Origin of the sequence: Carnobacterium sp. ISL-102 (assembly GCF_018612935.1) — a bacterium.
GTDB classification, from domain to species: domain Bacteria; phylum Bacillota; class Bacilli; order Lactobacillales; family Carnobacteriaceae; genus Carnobacterium_B; species Carnobacterium_B alterfunditum.
In genome coordinates, this window is the sequence record NZ_JAGGRF010000032.1 from 1 (window position 1) to 17,381 (window position 17,381).

The 17,381-nt window shown below is 36.6% G+C and carries 16 protein-coding genes, 1 tRNA gene and 1 other annotated feature; of the genes, 16 read left to right on the top strand and 1 reads right to left on the bottom strand.

The window, feature by feature from the left end; all coding sequences use genetic code 11:
* Positions 1-39 precede the first annotated feature (39 nt).
* The 14 genes from J7E16_RS09570 to J7E16_RS09635 all read left to right on the top strand — a co-directional run bounded on the left by J7E16_RS09570 (position 40) and on the right by J7E16_RS09635 (position 12,935).
* Positions 40-123, top strand: a tRNA-Leu gene (locus tag J7E16_RS09570).
* Between the two features lie 139 nt (positions 124-262).
* Positions 263-1,903 carry a phosphoenolpyruvate carboxykinase (ATP) gene (locus tag J7E16_RS09575; protein WP_214891184.1) on the top strand — a complete coding sequence of 547 codons (1,641 nt, stop codon included), beginning with the start codon at positions 263-265 and terminating at the stop codon, positions 1,901-1,903.
* Positions 1,904-1,975: 72 nt separating this feature from the next.
* The gene (locus tag J7E16_RS09580; protein WP_214891186.1) at positions 1,976-3,394 is read left to right on the top strand and encodes an oxaloacetate decarboxylase subunit alpha; all 1,419 of its coding nucleotides are present in this window, start codon (positions 1,976-1,978) and stop codon (positions 3,392-3,394) included.
* Between the two features lie 9 nt (positions 3,395-3,403).
* Complete coding sequence (locus J7E16_RS09585; protein ID WP_214891188.1) at positions 3,404-3,694, top strand: oxaloacetate decarboxylase; 291 nt, start codon at positions 3,404-3,406, stop codon at positions 3,692-3,694.
* Between the two features lie 12 nt (positions 3,695-3,706).
* The gene (locus J7E16_RS11545) at positions 3,707-4,078 is read left to right on the top strand and encodes a biotin/lipoyl-containing protein (RefSeq protein ID WP_214891190.1); all 372 of its coding nucleotides are present in this window, start codon (positions 3,707-3,709) and stop codon (positions 4,076-4,078) included.
* A 23-nt stretch (positions 4,079-4,101) separates the two neighbouring features.
* A complete protein-coding gene (locus tag J7E16_RS09595) occupies positions 4,102-5,250 on the top strand; it encodes a sodium ion-translocating decarboxylase subunit beta (RefSeq protein WP_502756799.1) in 1,149 nt (382 codons plus the stop codon).
* Positions 5,251-5,276: 26 nt separating this feature from the next.
* Entirely contained in the window at positions 5,277-5,414 is a 138-nt protein-coding gene (locus tag J7E16_RS09600; RefSeq protein WP_170206183.1) for an OadG-related small transporter subunit, read from the top strand.
* Positions 5,415-5,517: 103 nt separating this feature from the next.
* The gene (locus J7E16_RS09605; RefSeq protein ID WP_214891194.1) at positions 5,518-6,777 is read left to right on the top strand and encodes an aspartate aminotransferase type Ic; all 1,260 of its coding nucleotides are present in this window, start codon (positions 5,518-5,520) and stop codon (positions 6,775-6,777) included.
* Positions 6,778-6,921: 144 nt separating this feature from the next.
* Entirely contained in the window at positions 6,922-7,431 is a 510-nt protein-coding gene (locus J7E16_RS09610; RefSeq protein ID WP_214891197.1) for a YtxH domain-containing protein, read from the top strand.
* Between the two features lie 351 nt (positions 7,432-7,782).
* A complete protein-coding gene (locus tag J7E16_RS09615; RefSeq protein WP_214891199.1) occupies positions 7,783-8,631 on the top strand; it encodes a methyltransferase domain-containing protein in 849 nt (282 codons plus the stop codon).
* A 337-nt stretch (positions 8,632-8,968) separates the two neighbouring features.
* Entirely contained in the window at positions 8,969-10,138 is a 1,170-nt protein-coding gene (gene queG, locus J7E16_RS09620; RefSeq protein WP_214891201.1) for a tRNA epoxyqueuosine(34) reductase QueG, read from the top strand.
* Positions 10,139-10,176: 38 nt separating this feature from the next.
* Entirely contained in the window at positions 10,177-10,686 is a 510-nt protein-coding gene (gene trmL, locus J7E16_RS09625; protein ID WP_034548823.1) for a tRNA (uridine(34)/cytosine(34)/5-carboxymethylaminomethyluridine(34)-2'-O)-methyltransferase TrmL, read from the top strand.
* A gap of 462 nt (positions 10,687-11,148) precedes the next feature.
* Positions 11,149-12,402 carry a thiolase family protein gene (locus tag J7E16_RS09630; RefSeq protein WP_214891203.1) on the top strand — a complete coding sequence of 418 codons (1,254 nt, stop codon included), beginning with the start codon at positions 11,149-11,151 and terminating at the stop codon, positions 12,400-12,402.
* A complete protein-coding gene (locus J7E16_RS09635) occupies positions 12,402-12,935 on the top strand; it encodes an acyl-CoA thioesterase (protein ID WP_214891242.1) in 534 nt (177 codons plus the stop codon). The genes J7E16_RS09630 and J7E16_RS09635 overlap by 1 nt, the downstream gene beginning before the upstream one ends.
* 212 nt (positions 12,936-13,147) lie before the next feature.
* Here the strand turns inward: J7E16_RS09635 and argS are convergent, their stop codons facing one another.
* Positions 13,148-14,842 carry an arginine--tRNA ligase gene (gene argS / locus J7E16_RS09640; RefSeq protein ID WP_214891205.1) on the bottom strand — a complete coding sequence of 565 codons (1,695 nt, stop codon included), beginning with the start codon at positions 14,840-14,842 and terminating at the stop codon, positions 13,148-13,150.
* 100 nt (positions 14,843-14,942) lie between these two features.
* Positions 14,943-15,184 (bottom strand) — a binding site (T-box leader).
* A gap of 171 nt (positions 15,185-15,355) precedes the next feature.
* Here argS and argR point away from each other — a divergent pair.
* Positions 15,356-15,811 (top strand): arginine repressor, encoded by a 456-nt coding sequence (gene argR, locus J7E16_RS09645; RefSeq protein WP_034548817.1) that lies wholly within the window; start codon positions 15,356-15,358, stop codon positions 15,809-15,811.
* Between the two features lie 36 nt (positions 15,812-15,847).
* On the top strand, positions 15,848-17,374 hold the full coding sequence (locus J7E16_RS09650; protein ID WP_214891207.1) for a phosphohexomutase domain-containing protein: 1,527 nt from the start codon (positions 15,848-15,850) through the stop codon (positions 17,372-17,374).
* Positions 17,375-17,381 lie beyond the last annotated feature (7 nt).

Genomic DNA, 17,381 nt, shown 5'->3' on the forward strand with positions numbered 1-17,381 from the left:
CCGCCTTATTTTTGAAAAGATGAAAAAAGTAGTCCATATGCCGGCGTGGCGGAACTGGTAGACGCGCTGGACTCAAAATCCTGTGCCCGCAAGGGCGTGCCGGTTCGATTCCGGCCGCCGGTATACTTAAAGTCCTAAGAACGATTTCGTTTTTAAGGCTTTTTTTTATTTAATCTGTTATGATAAAGGTGTCAATGCTTTAAAAAAAGTTAGAAATGAAAGCGTTTTTCTATGTGTTTTTTTAGAAATAGGAGGAGATATAATGTCAACCAAATCAAATTTTTCCAAATCAGAGATTAGAAAAGGTAACCCATTATTTTCATCTTTACGCTCGGTGGTTGAAACAGCAATGTACGGAAATAATGTTAAAGAATTAAAAACAATCGAAGAAGCTTACTTATTAGCTAAGGATTCAATGCATACTATTGTAACAGACTTGTTGGTCAAGCATCCGGAAAAACTAGGCTTACCTTACGGGGCAAGTGTATTAGTTGAAAATGGTGGAGCTGTAGTCGGGAGAACAGCTGCAGCAAAACGTATCTTGGGAGAAAACCCTGAAGAAGATGCTAAACTAGCTCCAATTATTCGTGAAGCTATTTATCAAGGTGAAAAAAAAATGCGGTATAAGGGATCGGCTTATGTCGGATTAGATCCTGCATTCATGGTAAAGGCTCATTTGACCGTACCAGTTGGTCAAGAAAACAATATGTATTCTTGGTTATTGAATTTTCAAATTTGCAATGAAGTATATAATGAATTATATGTTCAATCTAGAGCCATAAATGAAGGCGATATTCTTATCTATCAAGATCCTGAATGGCATCATCCAGATTATCCTATGGGATTAGCTTATTTTGATTCAAAGCATAATGCAGCCGTAATCTTAGGAATGAACTATTTTGGAGAATTAAAGAAAGCGACATTAACGATGGCTTGGGGGATCGCTCATAGATTGGAATATGTTGCTTGTCATGGTGGACAAAAGAAATTCACATTATCTAATGGAAAAAATTATGTGTCAGCCTTTTTTGGATTATCAGGTTCAGGAAAATCGACTTTGACTCATGCTAAACACGGAAATAAATATGAGGTTGAAGTTTTACATGATGATGCCTTTATTATTTCACTAGCGGATGGTTCTTCTATTGCATTGGAACCGTCTTATTTTGATAAAACACAAGACTATCCTTCAGATCATCCTGAAATTGATTATTTTGTAACGGTACAAAACGTTGCCGTTACATTAGATGAGAATGGAGATAAAGTTCTTTTGACTGAAGATTTACGAAATGGAAATGGACGAACGGTCAAATCACGTTATTCTACTTCAAATCGTGTAGACAAATTTAATGAACCGATCGACGCAATCTATTGGATCATGAAAGATGATAGTTTGCCTCCTGTGATCAAGGTGACTGATCCTATTCTTGCTGCAACATTTGGAGCTACATTGGCTACAAAACGCTCAACGGCTGAACGATTAAAAAAAGGGATCGATGTAAATAAATTGGTGATCGAGCCTTATGCAAATCCTTTCCGCATTTATCCGCTCAAAGAGGACTTTGATCATTTTAAAACTTTATTTACTGATCGAAATATCGACTGCTATATTTTAAATACAGGTTATTTTTTAGATGAAAAAGTTACTCCTGCGGTTACATTAAGCAGTATTGAATCGATCGTTGAGGGTACAGCTGAGTTTAAACCATTCGGAACGTTCAATGAGCTAAGTTATCTTGCGTTAGATGGCTATGAACCAAATTTTGCTGATCAGGAGTATCGTCAATTGGTCCAAGAACGGTTGCAAATGCGTATAGCTTATATTCAAGAAGAGCAAGAAAAAAATAAAATGAATGTTTTACCTGACGAAGCCTTGGAAGCGATGCAAAAACTCATTGACTAAAGATGCTACTAAATAAGAGCAAAGGTGGCTTTATAAATAACTCTTTTATTCACTAAGGAGGGGCATAAGAAGATGAAAGAACATCAAGTTGAAATAACGGAAACCGTTCTTAGAGATGCTCATCAAAGCTTGATGGCGACAAGAATGTCAACACAAGAGATGCTGCCTATTATCGAGAAAATGGATCAAGTCGGATATTATTCACTAGAATGTTGGGGAGGAGCAACATTTGACGCAGCGATCCGCTTTTTAAATGAAGATCCTTGGGAAAGGCTAAGAGCCATAAAAGAGCGTGCTCCGCATACAAAATTACAAATGCTGTTAAGAGGGCAAAATTTGCTAGGCTATCGCCATTATGCAGATGATATCGTAGAAAAATTTGTTCAAAAAGCGAGTGAAAATGGAATAGATATTTTTAGGATCTTTGATGCGTTGAATGATCCTAGAAATTTAATTGCTTCTTTAAAGGCAGTCAAAAAATATAATAAGCATGCTCAATTGGTTATTTGTTACACAATAAGTGAAGTCCACACCATCGATTATTACACCAAACTAGCTAAAGAATTAGAAGGAATGGGCGCTGATTCTATTTGCATCAAAGATATGGCCGGCATTCTGACACCTTATGTCGCAAAAGAGCTTGTCGGATCGTTAAAGAAAAGTTTAACGATCCCACTTAGTCTTCATACACACGCCACGAGCGGCGTATCACAAATGACGTATCTATTGGCCGTTGAAGCAGGAGTAGATATGATCGATACAGCCATTTCTCCCTTTTCAGAAGGAACGAGTCAGCCTCCGACTGAATCGATGGCTATTGCGTTAAATGAAGGGACAATTACAACAAAATTGAATCTTAAATTGTTAGAGGAAATTGCTGATTACTTTAAGCCTATTCGGGATAAATATTTGGCAAATCAGCTATTAGATCCGAAGATGATGGGTGTGGATCCAAAAGCTCTTTTGTATCAAGTTCCTGGAGGGATGTTATCAAATTTATATGCACAATTAAAGCAAGCTAATGCTACTGAAAAATATGAGGCTGTTTTGAAAGAAGTCCCACAGGTTCGAAAAGATTTAGGCTTCCCACCATTGGTGACGCCTATGAGTCAAATGGTTGGAACACAAGCCGTCTTTAATGTATTAGCTGGCGAACGTTACAAGATGGTCCCAAATGAGATCAAAGACTATTTACATGGTTCATATGGACGTCCGCCGATGCCTATCAGTGATGATTTTAGAAAGCAAATCATTTATAATGATCCAGTTATTACAGATCGACCGGCTGACCATATCCAACCAGAATTTGAACGCTTAAAAAAAGAATTAGGAACTTTAGCAAAAACGGATGAAGATGTTTTGACATATGCACTATTTCCACAAATTGGAAAAGAATTTCTACTGAAAAAATATGCAATTCAAGAAGTATCACAAAAAGAAGAGAAATCAGACTGGGAACAAACAATCAGAATAGCAGGCTATATAAAATGAGGTGACTAAATGGAACGTTTTTCTTATTTGGATATAGTGGTGATTGCCGTTGTTGGACTACTGGTTATTTTTTTAGTGCTTATCAGCTGGCAATTGATTCGTCAACTGATCCTATTAGGCTCAAAATCGGCTAAAATGAATAGCAAAACTGATGTGCTTGTTCAGACGAAGCAAGATTCTTCAGCAATGGCTGAAGATGATGAGACAAAAATGGTCGCTGTTTTGATGGCATTGATTTTAGCTAATGAGGATCAGCAAGATAAAAGCTATCAGATAACAAAAATTGAACGAATTCGGTAAGGATGTGCGCTAATGAAAAATTATGAGATAACCGTAAACGGTAAAAGCTACCAAGTTTCAGTGAAGGAAATAGAAGGCGAGTTCAGCCAAGAGTCTTCTCAAACGAATAAAACCAATGATATCGAAAGTGTGGGTGCAAACCAATCAAACACAACGCCTCAAGAAGGTGTAACGATCGCGGCACCCATGCCGGGAAGAATACTCTCTATAAAGGTAAAAGAAAATCAATCCGTAAAAGCTGGAGAAACGGTGTGTTTACTTGAAGCGATGAAAATGGAAAATGAAATTGTCGCACCTGTTAGTGGCATTGTGCTTAAGATAAAGGTACAAAATAGTCAAGAAGTAGAAGCGGGAGAACCTTTGATGATCATTGTTCCAAGTTAACATTTTTTTTACGGTAGTGCCGGATGATCCATCGTAAGGGAGGAGATTTTTTGAGTACTTTTTTTACTGGTTTATTATCGATTTCACTTGGACAAATTGTCATGATGGTAATTGGCGGAACGTTGATTTATTTGGGCATTAAAAAAAAATATGAACCGACCTTACTTGTTCCTATGGGTCTTGGGACATTATTAGTGAATTTCCCGCAATCTGGCCTAGTCAGTCAAGTTGTAAATAACCAGGAGCAAGAAGGCATCTTAAATGTTTTATTTGATTTTGGGATTGCCACGGAATTGTTTCCATTGCTGATTTTTATTGGGATCGGTGCGATGATCGATTTTGGTCCATTACTGCAAAACCCAATTCTTTTATTATATGGAGCTTCTGCTCAATTTGGTATCTTTTTCACCATATTGGTTGCAGTCATTTTTGGATTTGATATTTTAGAAGCCGCTTCGATCGGTATTATAGGAGCCGCAGATGGACCAACGTCTATTTTTGTAGCCTTACAACTAGCTCCGCATTTATTAGGTCCTATTACCGTAGCCGCGTATTCCTATATGGCTCTGGTCCCAATCATACAACCTATAGCTATCAGGGCTGTAACAACAAGAAAAGAAAGATTGATTCGCATGCCATATACATCAATAATGATCTCAAAAGAAGTTCGCATTCTTTTTCCAATCATCGTCATTATAGTAGCTGGATTTATAGCACCTGTTTCTTTACCTTTAGTAGGGTTTTTAATGTTTGGTAATTTGTTGAGAGAATGCGGTGTCTTAGATCGGTTAAGTCATACCGCTCAAAATGAGCTGGTCAATATTATCAGTATTTTATTAGGTCTGACTATTTCTGTGAAAATGACTGCTGAATTATTTTTGACCTTAGATTCTCTATTGATTATTGGATTTGGTTTGATTGCGTTTATTATGGATACGGTTGGTGGAGTATTATTTGCAAAATTTATCAATCTTTTTCGTAAAGAAAAAATCAATCCTATGATCGGTGCAGCTGGAATTTCTGCATTTCCAATGTCTGCTCGAGTGATCCAAAAAATGGCTCAAGAAGAAGATAAAGAAAACTTTGTCTTGATGTACGCGGCTGGGGCAAATGTTTCTGGTCAGATTGCTTCAGTGATCGCTGGCGGCTTATTACTTGGCTATTTTGCTTGATCTATGAAGAAGAAAGTGGTGAAAAGATGTTTGATATTGATTATAAAGCTTTTCAGCAAGGTCTGGAACTGATGGGATATGGTATGTTGGGCATTTTCATTGTATTAGGCATTCTTTTCTTAGCTTGTACCGGTCTAGTTAAATGGTTTTCTGAAAAAAATTAGGACAAGCAAACAGCAAAATGAATAATCAATAAGTTTGTTTTGCTTTCTTAATTGTTCTTCGCTATACTTTTTTGAGAAGAGTATAGCGAAAGGAGTTAAAGAAATGACAAAAACAGCAGAAGAATTGAATGATCACTACCAGCAGTTAAAAACGAAATACGATGAGTATACAGCTCATCCTTTGAACTTAAATATAAAAAGAGGGATACCGAGTAAAGAACAATTAGATTTGTCTGTACCAATGCTTGGTTTGCTTTCTTCACCAGAAGATTTTTTGAGCCAAGGTACGGTTGATATCCGCAATTATGGCGAATTGACCGGTATTTACGAAGCTAGAAAACTGTTTTCAGAACTTTTAAAAACTGAGATAGACGAAGTCTTGATTGGTGGAAATTCTAGTTTGAGTTTGATGTATCTGGTCATTCTTTCAAAATTATTCGCCAGAAAAATGGGCAGCTCTTTTAAGGAACCTATTAAATTTTTATGTCCAAGTCCAGGATATGATCGTCACTTTGCGATGACTGAGAACTTAGGAATCGAAATGATCCCGATCGCATTGACCGAGAATGGTCCCGATATGGATGAAGTGAAAAAATTAGTTGCAAATGATCCAACTATAAAAGGGATCTGGTGTGTGCCGACTTATAGCAATCCAACCGGTATCACTTATTCGGATGAAGTGGTCGATCAATTAGCTAGCATGGAAACAAAAGATGCTGATTTCATGATTCTTTGGGATAATGCCTATCTGGTCCATCATTTGACTAATGATAAGCATGCGGCTAAAAATTTATTGACGGCTTGTAAAGCAGCTGGAAATCCTGATCGAGCTTGGATGTTTTGTTCAACATCAAAAATCACATTTCCAGGAGCAGGTGTCGCTGCTTTAGGAGCAAGTAAAAAAAATATTGCTTTAGTAGCAAAAGAACTTTCATACCAGACAATTGGGTTTGATAAAATTAATCAGATGCAGCATGTAAAATTTTTAAAAGATAAAAAACAGGTAACTCAACATATGGAAAAACATGCGGTTATTCTGAAACCAAAATTTGAGTTGATCAATCAGAAATTAACGGATTATTTTGCTGGTAAAGAGGGGTTAACATGGACAGAGCCTAAAGGCGGATATTTTGTTCATCTGACTACGGAAAAGGGTTGTGCAACAGAAATCGTTGAGGCATTAACTAAAATAGGTGTTGCCGTAACAGAAGCAGGTGCTACCTATCCCTATGGCAATAACCCAATGGATAACAGCATACGCTTAGCTCCAACTCCGGTTTCGCTAGTTGATCTAGATGCAGCAATGGATGCTATCTGCTTATGTATTGAATACGTTAGTGTCCAAAAACGATTATCTTTATAAAACGTAAGGGATAATTTTTGTTAGTGTGGATCGATAAAGTGTAAACTAAGAGCAGAAGCAAAAGCAGCTTTAAACTAGTGTTAGAATATACCATTACTTACCAATGTTGCTTCTAGCACTTATTACAGAGAGGAAGATGAACAGATGTCAAAAGGAACATTTTTATTTGGAGCAGCAATCGGAGGAGCAGCAGCTTATGCGGCAGCTTTCTTATTTGCACCTAAATCCGGAGAAGAGTACCAAAGAGAGCTGAAAGATAAAGCGGAAATGATGAAAGAATCATCTAGCGATTATCTGTCTATTGCTAAAGAACGTGGCGGAGATTTCAAAGCTATTGCAACAGATGCTGCGATTGAACTGAAAACAGATATACAATTGGTTTCAAAACAATTAGCAGAACAAATTAAAATGGATTCTCAAATCTTGAAATCTGACTTAAAAGATGTTAAAGATGGCGTTCCCGGCAGCAAAGAAAATTTAAAGGCTAACTTAATGGATGCCGCAACTGAGGTGAAATACACAGCTGTAAGTTTAAAAGAACAAGTAAGTCAAACAACTTCAGAAGCGAAAGATATTTCATTAGCAGTTGTTGATGAAGCAAAAATGGAAATCGATGAAACAAAGGCTGAAAATAGTTCCGTTACTAACTTTTAAGTGCAAAAATAAAGTGTCCAGGACAAGATTCTCGTTCTGAACACTTTATTTTTTTTGGAGTGAATCATCTTTTTTTTAAGTCTGATTTCTTAAATCAATTTAGACGGAATGTCTTCACACATAAGACTTGGAAATACTTTCAATGGTTTACAACGCATATGCTACCTAAATTTTAGATTAAACAGGTAATGCCATTCTTATTGCAATCAGAAAAAAATAAATAAAATAATTACAGCTGCCATTTTGATTGAATCTATGAAATAATCGATGAAAAATGGTATATTATTAGACGGGTAAGGAAAAATAGTACACGATATGTAATCAATTATTTTGAATGAAAAGAGGGTATATATGAAAAAAATAGCAAAAGCTGCATTATTTGTGCAAGAAAATAGTGAATTGTTTCAATGTCCTATTTGCAAAGATGCATTTGATCAAATCGAGGGAAACAGTTTGAGTTGTAAAAATGGACATCTTTTTGATATTTCAAAAAAGGGTACCCTTTATTTTCTGTTAAAAGGAACAAAAAATGAATACGATAAGGAGATGTTATCTTCAAGATTCAATATTGCAACGGCTGGTCTATTTCATCCTTTACTAGATGAACTTTATAAAAGTATTGCTAAAAAAGAAGATGGTCATACACTAGATGTTGGTTGCGGAGAGGGTTCTCAACTTGATTATTTAGCATCATTAGGTTTAAGTGGTCAAAAAATTGGTTTCGATATTTCAAAGGATGCTATCCAATTAGCAGCTACGCATTTTTCAAATGCCTTTTGGTGTGTGGCTGATCTAGCCCAATCTCCTTTTGCTTCGCAGCAGTATGATACGATTTTGAATATTTTTTCGCCTTCAAATTACAAAGAGTTTGATCGCCTATTAAAAAAAGATGGTCAAGTGATCAAAGTCGTTCCCGAGAAAGACTATTTAATTGAATTGAGGCAATTATTTTATCGTGATCAAGAAGATAAACAAACGTACTCAAATGAGGTAGTGATCGCGAAATTTAAAGAGCATTTTCCAACGTTAGAAATCAAGCACGTTAAATATTCATTCGAACTAACGCCAGCATTGTTTGAAGATTTAATGAAAATGACACCATTAAGTTGGGGTGCTAGTCCTGAGTCTAAAGAATATGCTCTAACGCATCCATTGAATAAAGTAACGATTGCTGTTTGTGTGTTAATTGGACAAAAATAAAACTGATTTGTGAACAAAATGTGAACTTTTCGTTATTATGTACCGGTTTCACGGAAAATCATTATCTAATACCCTTGCAACTATGCCACAGCGATGTTATATTACCTATAAGTTCTTAAACGTCATTCGTTTTTATCAGGAATCCATCAGATTTTGATAAAAGTTAGTGAACTGTCATAGGCTTAACTAACGTATCGTTTCGCAGTGCTGGACACCGAAGCGATGCGTTTTTTTTGCGCTCTTTTTTAGCTGTAGAATGGATCATAAAGATTTTTTGTTTTTAATATGAAAATACGATAAAATGAATATGAAAAGTAATTTTATAGGAGTGAAGCTTATGGTTGGAGAAGCAACTTCATTAAAAGAAAAAATCATTGAAGAAAGTAAGCGTATTGGCATCGATAAAATTGGATTTACAACGGCTGATCCATTTGATGAATTAGAAGATAAACTAAGAAAACAGCAAGAATTAGGGCATCATTCTGGATTTGAGCATAAAGTAATTGAGGAACGTATTTATCCCAAACTGATTTTTGAAAATCCGCGCTCTATTATTTCGATCGCGTTAGCTTATCCAACTAAAATTGATGATCCACCACCTAGGGTGAAAGGGGAACGTCGCGGTGAATTTGCACGAGCATCTTGGGGAATCGATTATCATGATATTTTACGAGATAAAATGAATCGATTGATCGAGTACATCCGTCATGAAGCTGGAGAGACGGTAACTTATAAGCCGATGGTGGACACTGGAGAACTAATTGATGTAGCAGTAGCACAGCGAGCAGGAATAGGGTTTATCGGCAGAAACGGTTTGCTGATCACTGAAGAATTTGGATCTTATGTATATTTAGGCGAAATCATTACAAATCTTGATTTTCCAGCGGATAGAATCGTTCCTTTTGGTTGCGGTGACTGTACTCGCTGTATAGATGCTTGCCCTACTGGAGCTTTGCTTGGAGATGGGCAGATCAATGCCAGACAATGCCTGTCTTACCAGACCCAGACCAAAGGGATGATGGAGGAAAAATTCAGACGAAAAATGGGACACGTTATTTATGGATGCGATATTTGTCAGGTCGTTTGTCCTTATAACAAAGGGAAAAATGCTCATTTTCATCCTGAGATGGAGCCTGAACCTGAAAGTATCATGCCCAAACTAAAACCATTACTGACGATCAGTAATCGTGATTTCAAAGAACAGTTTGGTCATATGTCTGGTTCTTGGCGTGGGAAGAAACCGTTGCAACGCAATGCTATTATTGCTTTAGGCAACTACCGTGATAAATCTGCTTTACCAGATTTGTTTCGTTGTATCGAAGAAGATGTCAGGCCCATTATCAGGGGGACTGCGGCATGGTCTATAGCAAAAATCGTTTCAGCTAGAGATAAGATGATAATCGATTTTTTAAAAGAGGCTTTAGCGAAAGAAACAGACAAAGAAGCCTATCATGAGATCGATCAAGCAATTGAAGTGATCCAACATAAAAGAGAGAAAAAAAGCTGATTTATTAATTGAATTATTTTAGGAGGATCTTAATTAACATGACAAATCATATTGCTCTATTTGAACCACAAATCCCAGCAAATACAGGAAATATAGCTCGTACGTGTGCAGCAACAAACACTCACTTGCATTTAATTGAACCATTAGGATTTCAAACAGATGACAAGCATTTAAAACGAGCTGGTCTAGATTATTGGAACCAAGTTCATATTACGTATCATAAAAATCTAGCAGCCTTCATGGAAGTTGCGCAAAATGGACAACTACATTTGATCACTAAATTTGGTCATCGGAATTATAGCGATATTGATTATGCTGCAAGTAAAGAGGACCATTATTTCCTTTTCGGGAAAGAAACAACTGGTTTGCCGGAAGAATTTATGCGTGAACATGAAGAGGATTGCTTACGTATCCCGATGAATGACGAACATGTTCGCTCGTTGAATTTATCTAATACAGCAGCTATTTTAATTTATGAAGCTCTTCGTCAGCAAGATTTTAAAGGACTGGAATTAATGCACCACTACGAAAACGATAAACTTGATTGATTATAAGACAAACGACTGTAAGTCAAATGGTGTGGATGCTTCAAGATAAAATTTATTCTGGAATGTACGGGTTTGCTTGTGGAGCCATGGTACCGCCTGAAGGCCTAAAAAAAGTCTTCCGGCTTTCAAGCTTCAAACACAACGTAATCGCTGAAGCGCCAACGTTGTGTAATTCTCATTGAATCCTCTACATGGCTACAAGCAACCCTATTCCTCCATCAATTTTGGGTGAGTCTTTTAATTAATTTATTCATCCACACCAAAAATTATACAGCCAGACAAACTAGCGTTAGGTTAAAGCTGGTTTGTTTTTTTATTAAATCAATAAATGACTGTCATTATTTTAAAGGTAAAGCTTTTCTTAATATTGCTTAAAATAAGCCAATGTCATTTGATTATCTTATTTACAAGAATTATAATCAATAAGAATACATCCCGATACGTTAAGGAGAGATCTAATTTATGCCAAGATTAAAAACTGATGATCCAATTGTAATTGTTGGTGCAGCCCGTACCCCGATCGGGGCTTATTTAGGAGGATTGAAGACCGTTCCTGTAAGTGAACTAGGGGCCATTGCGTTAAAAGAGGCCATTAAACGAGCTGGTTTAGCAAATGAAGAGATAGAAGAAGTTATTGCAGGTCAAGCAATGGGAACACAAGAGGAAAGTAACATTGGTCGAGTCATCGGATTGAAGGCAGGTTTAAGGAAGCAGTCTACTGGAATGACCGTTAATCGCGTATGCGGTTCTGGGATCCAATCAGCTATTTCAGCCGTACAAGAACTGATGACGATGGATATGGAATTTATTGCAGCGGGCGGAGTTGAAAGCTTGTCACGTTCAGAATATTATTTGCCATTAGAAGCAAGATGGGAAGGCTTTAAAGTAGGGAACTTCAACGTCATTGATGCAAATTTAGCGCTTCATGTAAATACTCAACCGAGTGATGATTATACTGAAATCCACCATATGGGAGACACTGCAGAAAAGATTGCTGAAAGATATTCGATCACTAGAGAAGAGCAAGATGCATTTGCAGTAGATAGCCAAAGTAAAACAGCTCACGCTATGGATAGTGGTCGACTTGCTCAAGAAATCGTCTCGGTTGAAGTGAAAGATCGAAAAGGAAACGTAACAGTAGTTGATACAGATGAACATCCTAGACCAGGGACAAATATGGAAGGCTTAGCTAGATTAAAGCCGGCTTTTCGTAAAGATGGAAAAGGGACGATCACTGCTGGAAACTCATCTGGGCTAAATGATGGGGCTGCTTTTGAAATTTTCACTAAGTTATCTGTTGCAAGAGAGCGCGGATTAGATGTAATGGCTAAAATCGTTGATTTTGCGGTAGTTGGATGTGACCCGAATGTAATGGGTTTAGGTCCTGTTTATGCAATCAATAAAGTTTTAGAACAAAACGGTCTAACTCTTGAGGATATTGCGATTTTAGAAATCAATGAAGCTTTTGCAGCTCAGACGTTAGGTTGTATGAAAGAATTAGGAATCAAAAAAGATTCAGAATTATATGATCGTTTAAATCCAAATGGTGGAGCGATCTCATTAGGGCATCCTTTAGGAATGTCTGGAGCACGTATCCTTACATCAATTTGTTATGAATTTAAAAATCACCCTGAAAAAAAATATGCTATCGCATCTGCTTGCATTGGTGGTGGCCAAGGGATCGCATTATTAGTAGAGAATGGATTTGTTAAATGATGAATGAGAAAAGACCTATAAAACACTGTCGTGAATCATTAGTGGTTCAAACACATAGTATTCTTCCAAATCAATTAAATAACCATGGAACGTTGTTTGGTGGGGAACTTATGAGTATGCTTGATATAGCAGCTTCAATAGCTGTAACGAGACATATCCGTACACAATCGGTGACTGCTTCGACTGATTCTGTAGATTTCTTGCATCCTATCCAACGGAATGATGCCATCACTATTGAAACCTATGTTTCTGGTGTTGGAAGATCATCTGTAGAAGTATTTTGCAAAGTTATTGGAGAAAATTTACTAACTGGAGAACAATATCTAGCAGTTACAGCCTTTTTAACTTTTGTGGCTTTTAATACAGATAAAAGTAAAGCCGTTGTTCCGCTGATCGAACCTGAAACAGATGAAGAAAAATTTGTCTGTAGTGGGTATGAAGAACGCAAAATGAACCGATTTGCTAAGAGAGAATTCAATAAACAATTTGCTCGAAAAATTACGTTGACGAATTCTTGGATAGATGAAGCTTGAAAACGAATAAAAAAGGAACTGGAACAATTTAATTGTCTCAGTTCCTTTTTTGAGTATCAGAATCGTGAATGGAAAGAGACCGGGATAACTAGCTAAGAATAAGAAGAAGGGCCTGCTCATCAGAAAATTGATGAACAGACCCTATTTTTGTTATATATATTGATTACTTAAAAAATAATATTGGTGTTTTAAAATGAATTTCTTCTGGAATATTACATTTGATCTGGAGATTGTACACCTAATAATCTTAGATCTTCTTTTAAAATAGTTGCGACAGATTGAACTAATGCTAAACGAGCAGGTTTTTGAGCATCATCTGTAAGTACTTTACTGTTTGCATAGTACCTGTTAAAAGCTTGAGCTAAATGAATCGCATGTTTAGCGATAACTGATGGCTCAAATTTTTCATAGGCACGTTTGACAACAGATGGGTAGTCTTGTAATAATTTGATGATTTCCCAACTATAAGCGTCATCTAAAGGATAATTGACTGTCGTATCTATACCAGCTAAACCAGATTTTTTTAAGATACTCATTGCACGAGCTCTTGTATATTGAACGTAAGGACCTGTTTCTCCTTCAAAACGAACAACTTCTTCAATGGTGAAGTCAAAATTATTTAAGCGATCATTTTTTAAATCGTGGAAAATAACAGCGCCGATCCCAACTTGGTCAGCAATCAGTTCCTTGTTTGGTAAATCAGCATTCTTTTCTTCGATTTGTTCAAGTGCAGAAGCGACGGCATCATCTAGAACTTCTTCAAGTAAAACAATTTTCCCTTGACGAGTAGATAACTTTTTACCGCCTTGTGTAATCAAACCAAATGGGATATGGTGCATGTCATCAGCCCATTCGTAATCCATCTCTTTTAAGATAGCTTTTAACTGATTAAAGTGATTGCTTTGTTCATTGCCGACAGCATATAAAGATAAAGCAAAATCATATGTCCGTTTACGGTAGATTGCTGCTGCTAAGTCACGTGTGATGTAAAGGGTCGCACCATCAGATTTTTTGATCAATGCAGGATTCAGGTTATATTTTTCTAAATCTACAATAGTAGCTCCTTCATTCACAGTCAATACATTTTTTTCTTCAAGCAAATCAATAACTTCTTGCATTTTATCGTTATAAAAAGCTTCACCGTTGAAAGAATCAAAAGTGATATCTAAACGCTCATAGATATAGTTAAATTCTTTTAAAGATTCTTCTCGGAACCATCTCCAAAGTTCTTGGGCTTCCTCATCGCCGTCTTCTAATTTCTTGAACCACTCACGAGCATCATTATCTAATTCAGGATTTTCTTCAGCTTCTTTATGGAATTTAACATATAGGTTTAAAAGTTCACCAATCGGATCTTTTTTAACAGCTTCTTCGCTGCCCCAAAGTTTATACCCTACGATCAGTTTACCGAATTGGGTTCCCCAGTCGCCGAGGTGATTGATTTTAATAGGGTTAAAACCGACTTTTTTTAAGATATTTGCTAAAGAATTCCCGATAACGGTTGAACGCAAATGACCCATTGAAATCGGTTTGGCAATATTTGGTGATGACATATCGATGGGTACATTTCTATTTTCACCAATTTCTGCATCGCCATAATGCCCACTTTTCACTAGAACTTCATTTAATACTGCAGCACTCACTTCTTTTCTATTTAAAAAGAAGTTAAGATAAGGTCCAACAACCTCTATTTTCTCTACAATAGGGGAGTTGACCGATTCACCTAATTCAGCAGCAATCTGTTGTGGAGCCTTACGATAAGCTTTTGCTAAAGCGAAAGCAGGGAAAGCAATATCACCATGTTCTACAGATTTAGGGTTTTCTAATAAGTTGACAATTTTTTCAATGGGTAGTGCATCACCAATTTGTTCTTTTATAGCTTGTGCAACCATTAATTCATAATCCATTCTTTTTCCTCCTATGCGAACGACTTTTGCGTTCAAAATTTACTATATAATAGTTTATACATAAAAAACCTCGTCTCTTTTTTGATTCTATGCTAATCAAAAAAGAGACGAGGTTTTCCCGCGGTACCACTCTTGTTGTTTTGTCAAATGACGAAACCACTTGTTTTTAGATAACGGCAAACAAAACCGGAAAAGTTGAGTAATCAATACATATTGAACTGAATAGTAACCCAATTTTATTCTCTCCGAAGTGCGTTTCCTGAAAGGTCACATTGTTGGCTTACACCATCCCAACTCGCTTAAAATGATTTCTAGCAGTACTCTCTTCATCAAAGATCATATATAATTTAACTTCTCTCATTATATCAAATTGATTCAGAGAATACCATCGTTTTTAGAGAATAGAATTTTTATTCACTATTTTGTAAAAATATTGCAAAATATAAGCGTATACATCATTTGTTTGGTATACTAAAAAAGAAGAATCGTTTAATTAGAAGGAGGCTTTACAGTATGAAAAAATCAAATCGACAATTAGCAATCAAACAAATCATTACGAATCACGATATTGCTACACAAGAAGAGTTATTGCATTATCTTAAGCAAGAAGGGGTTGAAGCTACACAAGCAACCATTTCTAGAGATATCAAAGAGATGCATTTAGTGAAAACAACCTCATCTAGTGGGAATGTCAAGTATACGATATTCCAAAATAATCGAATGTCTAATGAAGAAAAGTTACAATCTACATTAGGGAATGTTGTGATCAGACTGACGCAAGTACAGTTTACAAATGTTTTGATGACTATACCAGGTAATGCTCATGTTGTAGCGGCATTGTTAGATGCCATTGATTTTCCAGAAATGGTTGGTACTGTAGGCGGTAATGATACTTGTTTAATTATTTCGAAAAATGAAGAAGATGCAAAAAAAATGTATGATTACTTAAAAAAATGGATCGAACTATAAAAATTAGACGTTTCAAAAGGAGGAAATAGATCTGCTATGGCTGAATTTAATTTAACCTCATTACAAAATGGATCGGATATCCGTGGTATAGCAATAAGAACGCCAGAGCACGAAATAACTTTGACAGATGAAAGAGTCGAAAAAATAGCTTATGGTTTTGCTGTCTGGTTGAAAGAAGTAAAGAAACTAGCAACAGAAGATGAAAATAAACCGCTGAAAGTTTCTGTAGGACATGATAGCCGGTTGTCAGCTGAGCGTATAAAAACGGTCTTTACAAGAGGCTTGACTAATGCGGGGATAAATGTGATAGACGTGGGACTTTCTACTACTCCAGCTATGTTTATGTCTACTAAATATGATTCTTACGCATGTGATGGAGCCGTAATGGTGACTGCAAGTCATTTGCCATTTGAATACAATGGATTGAAGTTCTTTACAAAAGATGGTGGAGCAGAACATGAAGATATTGATTTTATTTTACAGCACGCAGATCGTAAAAATATCACGTGGGAAAATAATCAAGGAAAAGTTTCTGCTCGTTCACTATTGAATGAATATGCAAAAGATTTAGTCAATAAGATCCGTGTGGGGATCAATCATAAAGACCACTATGAAAAACCGTTGATCGGCAGGCATATTGTTGTCGATGCAGGTAATGGCGCAGGAGGCTTTTTTGCTGAAAAAGTACTGGTCCCATTAGGTGCCAATATCCAAGGAAGCCAATATTTAGAACCGGATGGGAATTTTCCTAACCATATTCCAAATCCTGATAATAAAGAAGCCATGAAAAGTATCCAAAAAGCCGTTTTGAAAAACAAAGCAGATATCGGTGTTATTTTTGATACTGATGTGGATCGTTCTGCACTAGTAGACAGCAAAGGCGAACCGCTGAATCGAAACAATCTGATTGGCGTTATTTCGGCCATTTTGATCAAAGAAAATCCAGGAACGACGATCGTTACGAGTTCAGCGACTTCTGAACATTTAAAAACCTTTATCACATCTCTAGGAGGCAAGCAGGACCGCTACATTACAGGTTATCGAAACGTGATCAACCGTGCGATCCAATTGAATAAAAAAGGCATCCCGACTAGTTTAGCGATTGAGACAAGTGGTCATGCTGCATTAAAAGAAAATTATTTCTTAGATGATGGAGCGTATCTAGTAGCAAAAATACTTATGGCAGATGCTGATTTGCAAAAAGAAGGAAAAAGTTTTTCAGATTTGATCACTTCTTTAAACCAACCTGTTGAAACAGATGAAGTGCGGTTTAAAATCTTACCTGAGGATATTCGAACAACAGGTGATAAAGTGATGGAATCGTTCAAATCATTTATCGAAAAAGAGTCTGATTTGTCAGTTGAGCCAGCTAATTTAGAGGGTGTCCGTGTGAATACTGCTGGAAAGTATGGTACAGGTTGGATGTTGCTAAGAATGAGTCTACATGAGCCCCTACTTGTTTTAAATCTTGAAAGCGACCAAGAAGGTTCAATAAAGATATTAAGAGAAAGACTCAAAACTTTTTTTCATGATCAAACAGATTTAGATTCGTCTCGCTTGTAGAAACCTA